An 8,531-nucleotide genomic window follows, 5' to 3' on the forward strand; every position below is an offset into this window, starting at 1 on the left:
ACGAAGCAGGGCCGCGGCCATGCGCGGGGGATGCTGGTCGAGGCGGCATGGGCGGCTGTGCGATCGCCAGGACCTCTTCGCGCCTTCCACAAGCGGATCGCCTCGCGCCGCGGGAAGCACATCGCGGCCGTTGCCACTGCGCGCAAGCTTGCAATGATCATCTGGCACATGCTGAGCAAGGATACTGACTACATCTGGGCCCGGCCGGCCTTGCTCGCCCGCAAGTTCAGATCGGTCGAGCTGCGTGCCGGCCTTCCGACCAGCCATGCCAGACGCGGCACCGCCTTCGACTACAACATCCCGGCCAAGCGCGCCGAAGAACGATCCCGCGTCGAGAAGGCGGAAGCTGCCTATGCAGCAGCGACTTCCCGATGGCGAACGAGGCCGGAAAGGCAGAAGGCTGTGGAAAAAGCCGCCGAATGAGAAGAACGGGCTATTCTACAACATCCGTCTGCATCGGCTTGCCGGGCGCAATGTAATGCCATTCGACGCGGTTCTGATCCGCCCAGGAGAGGATGGCGTTCGAGGTGAACTCGCTGCCATGGTCGGAGACGATCATGCCCGGCTTGCCGCGGTGAGCGATCAATTCCGTCAGTCCACGGCAACCCGACGATCGAGGTGTCCGGGATCGCAGCCAAACATTCGCGCGTCACGTCGTCGAGGATGTTGAGCACACGGAAGCGCCGGCCGCAGGCGAACTGGTCATGCACGAAATCCAGCGACCAGCGCGCATTCGGCCTTGCCTCGACCAGGATCGGCGCCCGCGTGCCGACGGCTCGTCGTCGCGCCCGACGCTTGCGCACCGTCAGTCCTTCCTCGCGGTAAAGAGGATAGATACGGTTGATCCCCGATGCCTCGCCCTGGCGCCTGAGCAGAATGAACAGCCGTCGATAGCCGAAGCGCCGGCGCTCGTTCGCGAGGTCACGCAGCCGACCACGCAGCTCCGTCTCTGGCGCGCGGCGAGACTGGTAGCGGATCATCTTACGATCGGCGCCGACGAAGGAACAGGCCCGACGCTCCGATAGGTCCATGACGGCCCGCAGATGCGCTACGGCTTCGCGCTTGGCGGCGGGCGCTACCATTTTTTGATAGAAGCTCGCGCAATGCCGAGGCTTCGAGCATCTGGTCTGCGAGCAGCTTCTTCAGCTTGGCGTTCTCGTCTTCCAAGGCTTTCAGCCGTTTGGCATCGGAGACGTCCATCCCGCCATACTTGCCCTTCCAGTTATACAGCGTCGCCTCGGAGATCCCGTGCTTGCGGGCAAGATCGCCCGCCTTTGCCCCGCTTCGTGCTCACGCAGAACCGCGATGATCTGCTCTCCGTAAACCGCTTTCTCTTCATCAGTCCGTCCTTCAATCGAGGCCGGACTCTAATCTCAGATGGAGGAAATTACCCGTGGCAGGTCACGATGAAACCGAATTCAAATCAACGTGAAGAGCGGAGCAGTTCTCCGCTTGAGCTGCGAAAAACGAAATGGCGTGGGGGAGACTATCCCTATGGGCTGACGGCGTGTATCTGTTTGCCAAGAAGTGAGAGGGCGCCAATGCCGTGGTGGGAGCATGAGATTCCAGCGGATGACCGCGTCAAGGTCGGAGTGGACAAACTGTCCTTCGATCGTGACAATCCGCGGTTTACTCCGGAAAAGAGGCCCGCTAGCAATAGCGACGCTGCATTTATTGCCGAGTTGGCGGCTTCGGCCGACCTGGGCGAGCTCATCGATTCGATTTCCACAAGTGGCTATATCGATATCGAGCCTTTGATTGTTATCGGGCGTGACGATGAACTTGTGGTTATCGAAGGGAACCGGCGCTTGGCTGCGCTGAAGGCTCTTCGCAGCGCCGACTTGGCTCGGCAGGCGAAATTGTCGGTTCCTACCCTCAGCGACGCCGTTCGCAAGTCGCTGGAGGAAGTATCGGTTTATCGGGTTGTTTCGCAGGATCAGGCTCGAACTCTTATCGGGTTCAAGCATATAAACGGCCCTCAAGCATGGGATGCGCATGCGAAAGGAATCTACGCCGCGCGTTGGCTAGATGATGAAAGGCAGAAACGGGTAAACACTGGCAGCGGTATGTCGCTCGGGCAAATCGCTAAGAGCATGGGCGACAAGAACGACACGATACATCGCTTAGTGAGTGCTATTTACGTTTTGGACCAGGCAGAGGCGGCAGGCATTTTTTCAGTAGCAGACCGCGCCACGAAAAACTTCAGTTTCTCCCATCTGTATACGGCACTGACGTACGTCGAATATCGAGAGTTTCTCGGCATGCCAGCTCAGGAAAGAACCACCGATCCGATCCGCGATCCTGTTCCAATCTCTCATCTTTCAAGTCTCGCTCAGCTTCTTCGGTGGCTTTATGGACAAAAGTCCGAAGCCGTCGAGCCGGCAATCACCCGGCAAAATCCGGACATCGCGCGTCTTAAAAAGGTGCTAGGTGACCCCATCGCCCAACGCGTTATGCTTGAACGGGGCGATCTAAGCGGCGCAGAAGTTAGCACTCTGCCGGCGAGCTCTCGCTTTGAAGAGCACCTGGTAAAGGCAAACGAGAATTTGCGAACCGCGCAAACATTTCTTGATGGATATGACGGAACTGACAAAACGCTGCTTGCTATCGCGCAACAGGTTCACGCCAAAGCGCGTACGATTTACCGATCGATGGAGCTCGAAGCGAGCGGCAGGGGCAAGGACGATCTATTTGGTCCGTTAGGTTTCAAAGGTTCCGAGCCCGACGCTGGGAACACTGAGTGAATGTTGAAAGCGCCTGCGATTGACGCCACGGTGTTCGAGAAAGCCGACTGGCTCGAATTTCGATCATTCTTTGACGAATATCATCAAGCTAGAGTTGATGAAGTTCTCGGTGCCCTCGCAATCCAGGCTGAGGAAAGCGAGGACAACATCGGCCAGCGCGATATCGCGATTGAAGAGGAACGTGCAGAAATTGCGTTGGAGATTGCCGCGCGCGAGAGCGGACTTCGGGAAGCCTACCCCTTTCGCTTGTCCCGAACCGGCGAAGTGCTGGAGCTGAAGGAACGGCAGGGCCGCCGAGCCGGCCGCTTTTACCTGCTCTGCCTGGTGCTGTCGCACGTCACCAGGTCACGAATTCTGGAAACTGTCCCGCACGACAGCGCCATTGCCGCCGCACGAAATCATCATTTCCAGTGCATAGCTACGCTCGCAATGGCGGGCCAGGTTCAGGGTCCCTCTGTCTGGATGGGGTGGCCAAGGCCAACAGATGAGTCGATATTGGAGGTTGTCGGCCGCGCTTGTGGGTTGGCGCAGACCGGCTCTCGTCGAGACGCAGCGGGGCCAACCGCCAGTGAATATGACAAGGATGGCGGCATCGACGTGATCGGCTGGCAGCCCTTCGCCGATGGACCGCCACCGGCATTTTTTGCTTTCGGTCAGACCGCGAGCGGCCATAACTGGCCAGGCAAGTCAGCTTTTAACGACTCCGAAGCCCTTCTTAGGGGATACTTTCAAGATCGGCCGAATTGCCAATTCCAACACTTCACCATAGTTCCACATCGGCTTAGTGCGGAGGATATGGCCAAGAACGCTTATCGCCACGGAGCAATTTTGGACCGTACACGCACTCCACTTATGGCATGGCGAGGGTTGGCCCTAAGTCGTGGCGGCGTCCATGTGGATTGTTCTGGGGCGGCGTCTGTCATCTGGCGGTGGCTCCGAGCCTTTCGGCGATTTCCCGAAGAAGCTTACAATGCGGCATAGGTTTCACTCCCTTTGCCCATATTTTGCGATGTTTCCCGAGTCGTTCGTTCGGAAACACCTGACACTTGCCTCGACAAAATCTGTCGTGCTGGATTGCTTCAGTGGTCGCGGAACGACCGTGTTCGAGGCGCTGCAAATGGGTCATCAAGGCTTAGGAATTGATGTGAACCCATTAGCGGTTTGTGTGTCACGGGCAAAAAGCGCCGCTCCCACGGTTGCCTCCATCCGCCAGCGTATCGAGGACCTGGAAGCAAGGTTCGGGCCAAGTGATGACGATCCGTTACTTTCCGATGAGTTTTTCAGAATGTGTTTTGCAGAACCCACACTGCAGCAGATCCTATTCCTTCGGCGCGAACTAAATTGGCGTGACAACCAAGTTGATTGCTTCATTGCAGCGATGGCGGCAGGTTGTCTCCACGGGGAGAGCCATAGGAGCCAAAGGGTTTTCAGCAACCGAATGCCGAGAACTATTTCAACTAAACCCTCATACTCGGTTCGTTGGTGGCGCAAGCATGAGCTCCTGCCTCCTGAGCGTAATGTGTTTGAAATACTGAGGGCCGAGGCAGATTTCCGTTTCGCATGCCCGCCGCCCCACGGGACTGGCGTGGTGATTGAAGGTGATGCTCGAAAATCTAGCACTCTGCTTGCCGATTGGGCGCGAAGCGTCGATATGGTGCTGACATCGCCTCCCTATCTGGACGTTACCCACTTTAGGGAAGACCAGTGGTTGCGGGTCTGGTTTTTAGGTGGCGAGCCGTTCCCGTGCAGCGCGACCGAAGGGGATGACAGGCACGCCAACGTAGATCGTTATTGGCAGTTTCTTGCAGAGACATGGGCCGGAGTGGCACCGCTACTGAAGGATACCGCTCAGATTGTTATCCGTATAGGCGGGAAAAAAATGTCATTTGAAGCGGCGCGAGCGGGACTTGAGCAGAGCCTATTTCAGTCGTTCTCGCGAGTTTCTTGTCTATCTGAGTCAACATCAGACATTCGCAATGGTCAGTTGAGATCATTTAGGCCCAATGCAGAGGGAACCAGGCGCGAATTTGATTTCGTTTTCAGCGTTACCGCCTAACAGACTTTGTCGAATTACAGACTTTATCGAATTCCTGGGGCTTTCATGAGCTATGCTAGTTGACAGCCAAAAACTTTGCCCCCTCTGGTGACTCCCCAATGGCTGATCAATACTGGCCGATCAGATACGTGCCTTTACCTACAGCACGTTCGTTCAACACGTACAACACCTTGCTGGATGTCGGCTGCCGACATCCTCGGCCTTGAAACGCAAAAACCGCCCCGGTTAGACCAAGACGGTTAGCGTGTTATGACAGAAGTGGTTGCGCGGACTGGATTTGAACCTGTGATCGTCAGGTTATGAGACTACGACTACTTGGCCAGGAAGAAGATCGGATTGAAAGGGAACCTTCCTTGCCATCTTTGCATCACGGTCAGTCTGCTCGAGATTGACCGCTGCAAACCGGGAGCACGAGCGGCTGGGCAAACGTTGCAACAGATCCTTCAAGGAAATTCATAGACTCTTAGCAACTCCGGTTCGCTGTGAATGGTAGGCTTATTGCAACGTCTGAGGTCAGTGGGGTCCAAACCGTGGCGCCGCTTATTCCCCGACCCGCCGAACTGCGTGCAATTTCGGCTAAAGGCAATGGCAAGAAGAGCGCCCATCTTGTTTGTTCGACACAGCCATATTGGCTCAAAACAGTACCTTCACGGGCAGCGACATTGTCCGGTCGTTGGACAACCAACCATATAATTTGGTTCGAAAGCCGCAACATCTGTGGAGAAGGCGAAACGACAAATTCAGTAGGACTTGGTCCTGACCCATGATGACACTGGTCAGTCGCCTACGCACTGCAGCGCATTTTGATCGCCATCGAATCCTGGGCCTTCGCGCATGCGGACCTAACTGTCTGCGAGCTAGCGGAGATTCTGGGCGTGCCTTGCGAGCGGGTTGCGCGACACGTCTGGCTGCTCGCCAGAGCCGACTTTCTTTGCTGCAACGAACAACCCCCGTGGCGCTCGTACCATCTCAAAGCAGGATGAAACGATGGCGGGCTAGTTCAATTATTGGTCGATCGCCTGCCCCATGGCGACGTCTATCAGAAACGGGACCTGCATCGGCTCGAAGCGGTACGAGAGACGCGGCCGAAGGGGACCGCATGCTTGACCGTGAAATAGATCAATCAATTGGAGCGCGAAGCTACCATGGACAACTCCGCCGACGGCACCATCGCGCAGCCCGACACCTACGAGCGGTCTTCCTTGGCCGCGGTTGATTGCCGCGTTCACGAGTTGCTTCTGAGACAGCAGCGGCAGGAGCAGACGACCCTCAAACTCATCGCCTCTGAGAACTTTGCGTCCTCGGCCGTGCTGGAAGCGAACGGCTCGATTTTCACGAACAAGTACGCCGAGGGGTACCCCGCTGCGCGCTACTACGCGGGAAACGAGATCGTCGATGAGCTTGAAACCCTCGCCATTGAGCGCTTGAAAACATTATTTGGCAGCGAACACGCCAACGTCCAGCCTTATTCCGGCTCGCCGGCCAATCAGGCTGTCTACCGCGCGCTTTTGAGCCCCGGTGACAAGGTCATGGGCTTGCCCCTTCCGGAAGGGGGCCATCTGACTCATGGTTGGGCCATCAACTTTTCCGGGACTGACTATCAACGCGTCCCTTATGGGCTGCACGAAAAGACGCAGCAAACTGACTATGACCGCTTGCGCGAGACAGCCAAGCGGGAACGGCCGCGGCTCATTTGGGTCGGCGGGACTGCTTATCCGCGTGTCTTTGACTACGCGGCAATGGCAGAAATCGCTCTGGAGGCGAACTCCTATCTCGTGGCCGACATCGCGCACATCGGTGGCCTGATTGCCGCTGGAGCGCATCCGAATCCCGTACCCCATTGCGACGTCGTCAGCAGCACGTCTCACAAGTCGATCCGCGGTCCCCGCGGCGGCTTCATTTTGTCAAGGAATGAAGATCGTTATCAACCGCTGTATCGTTCGAAGGGCAAATACAATCTCGCCAGACGAATAGATCGCGCTGTCTTCCCTCAACTGCAAGGCGGCCCCCATATGAATGTTATCGCGGCGCTAGCTGTCGCTTTGCGGGAAGCCGCGGACCCGTCCTTCCGCAGTTACGGCCAACAGATTGTCAAAAATGCCAAGGCTCTGGCCCAGGCGCTTCAGGACCGAGGTTATGACCTGGTCACCGGGGGCACTGACAATCCTGCGGTCACAAGCGGAATTCGCCTGGGGGCGCCAGCAGTGACGTCAATGGGCATGCGCGATGTGGAAATGGTGCAAATTGCTGGCTTCATTGACTCCGTCCTCCGGCGAGCCAGACGACGAAGATCTCCATGCCTGTGTGCGAAGAGACGTTGCCGACTTGTGCGCTGCGTTCGAGGTCCCGGGCATCATCGACAGGTAAGGTGGGCTAAGCAAAATGCCCCATACAACTCCAACACCCGAAACGAGGCATTTCATGGCTAGGCAGTTCGTGTTCTCTTCCGAATCGGTTGGCGCGGGACACCCGGATAAGTTGGCCGACAACATCTCGGATGCCATCCTCGATACCATCCTCCGCACCGATCCCAAGGCGCGCGTCGCCTGTGAAGCGTTGGTAAAATCAGGGATAGTCGTTCTGGCTGGCGAGATTACCAGCGATGCGCGGGTGGATTATAGCCAAGTTGCGCGCGATACGATTCTCGATATTGGATACGACGATGAGGCCGTCGGCTTTGACGGCCGGCGTTGCTCCGTCATTCATGCACTCACCGAGCAATCGCCCGACATTAGCCAGGGCGTTGACGAGGGACGAGGGCAGGACCTCCAACAGGGAGCGGGAGATCAGGGCCTCATGTTCGGCTACGCATGCCGCGAAACCGATACTCTGATGCCTTTGCCGATCCAGCTCGCTCATCGCTTGACGAAACGACAGGCAGATGTCCGGAAAGCACGACAGCTTGGCTGGTTGCGTCCCGATATGAAATCCCAAGTCTCAGTGCGCTATGAGGGGTTGCGCCCGGTTGCCCTGGATACCATCGTCGTATCGACCCAACATGACGAGCAGGTCTCGCAAGAGACGGTCCGCGAGGGCGTCATTGAGGAAATCATAAAGCCTGTCCTGCCGACCCACCTGGAGACGGAAGGCATCAGAATTCTGGTCAACCCGACGGGGAGGTTCGTAGTGGGCGGGCCGCGCGGCGACTGCGGTCTCACTGGACGCAAGATCATCGTCGATTCCTATGGTGGGATGGGTCGTCACGGCGGCGGCGCCTTTTCGGGCAAGGACCCGTCCAAGGTTGACCGCTCAGCTGCCTATGCGGCCCGGTATGTCGCAAAGAATATCGTCGCTAGCGGACTTGCGGACGTCTGCGAGGTGCAGCTTGCTTACGCAATCGGCGTGGCCAGTCCGGTTTCTGTCATGGTCAACACGTTCGGAACAGCGAGGGTTGAGGAAAGAAGGATCGAGCGCCTCATTCTTGAGTTGTTCGATCTCAGACCGAAGGGCATTATCAAGATGCTTGATCTCTTACGCCCTATATACCGCAAGACCGCGACCTATGGCCATTTCGGCCGTGAAGAGCCTGATTTCACCTGGGAGAAGACAGACAGGGCCGACGAATTGCGTCGCGAAGCAGGACTTGCCGCCCCGTGAGGGCTGGCGCCGAACGGATTGGCAAGCGCAAAGCCCATTCCCACTGGCCAGACCCGCCCGCGCCCGGCGTGGCAGAAAGCCGGTGGGTTTTTGGCGGAGACATGAATTGATGCCGGACTATGACGTGCTTTGTA

4 protein-coding genes and 3 pseudogenes are annotated in these 8,531 nt (G+C 57.3%); 6 read left to right on the top strand and 1 reads right to left on the bottom strand.

Annotated elements, in window-relative coordinates; all coding sequences use genetic code 11:
• Positions 1 to 423 (top strand): annotated as a pseudogene (locus NKH41_RS33465) (IS110 family RNA-guided transposase); the annotation flags it as partial.
• Positions 424 to 436: 13 nt separating this feature from the next.
• Here the strand turns inward: NKH41_RS33465 and NKH41_RS33470 are convergent.
• A pseudogene (locus NKH41_RS33470) lies at positions 437 to 1,339 on the bottom strand (IS3 family transposase); the annotation flags it as partial.
• 202 nt (positions 1,340 to 1,541) lie between these two features.
• Between NKH41_RS33470 and NKH41_RS33475 the strand changes: the two are divergent.
• The 5 genes and pseudogenes from NKH41_RS33475 to metK all read left to right on the top strand — a co-directional run bounded on the left by NKH41_RS33475 (position 1,542) and on the right by metK (position 8,397).
• Entirely contained in the window at positions 1,542 to 2,744 is a 1,203-nt protein-coding gene (locus NKH41_RS33475) for a ParB N-terminal domain-containing protein (protein WP_352855375.1), read from the top strand.
• Positions 2,745 to 3,725: a hypothetical protein gene (locus NKH41_RS33480; RefSeq protein WP_352843909.1), complete on the top strand. Its 981-nt coding sequence runs from the start codon at positions 2,745 to 2,747 to the stop codon at positions 3,723 to 3,725. It begins immediately after the preceding gene.
• The gene (locus tag NKH41_RS33485) at positions 3,637 to 4,800 is read left to right on the top strand and encodes a DNA methyltransferase (protein WP_352935887.1); all 1,164 of its coding nucleotides are present in this window, start codon (positions 3,637 to 3,639) and stop codon (positions 4,798 to 4,800) included. Before NKH41_RS33480 ends, NKH41_RS33485 begins: the two co-directional genes overlap by 89 nt.
• 1,145 nt (positions 4,801 to 5,945) lie before the next feature.
• Positions 5,946 to 7,167: pseudogene (gene glyA / locus NKH41_RS33490) on the top strand (serine hydroxymethyltransferase).
• Positions 7,168 to 7,221: 54 nt separating this feature from the next.
• The gene (gene metK, locus NKH41_RS33495) at positions 7,222 to 8,397 is read left to right on the top strand and encodes a methionine adenosyltransferase (RefSeq protein WP_352935889.1); all 1,176 of its coding nucleotides are present in this window, start codon (positions 7,222 to 7,224) and stop codon (positions 8,395 to 8,397) included.
• Positions 8,398 to 8,531: the final 134 nt, after the last annotated feature.

The organism is Mesorhizobium sp. M1169, from assembly GCF_040318345.1.
Classification (GTDB): Bacteria; Pseudomonadota; Alphaproteobacteria; order Rhizobiales; family Rhizobiaceae; genus Mesorhizobium.

Coding starts and splice junctions, on each gene's coding strand:
- NKH41_RS33485 (WP_352935887.1), top strand. CDS start 3,637: ATGTGGATTGTTCTGGGGCGGCGTCTGTCATCTGGCGGTGGCTCCGAG.
- NKH41_RS33475 (WP_352855375.1), top strand. CDS start 1,542: ATGCCGTGGTGGGAGCATGAGATTCCAGCGGATGACCGCGTCAAGGTC.
- metK (WP_352935889.1), top strand. CDS start 7,222: ATGGCTAGGCAGTTCGTGTTCTCTTCCGAATCGGTTGGCGCGGGACAC.
- NKH41_RS33480 (WP_352843909.1), top strand. CDS start 2,745: ATGTTGAAAGCGCCTGCGATTGACGCCACGGTGTTCGAGAAAGCCGAC.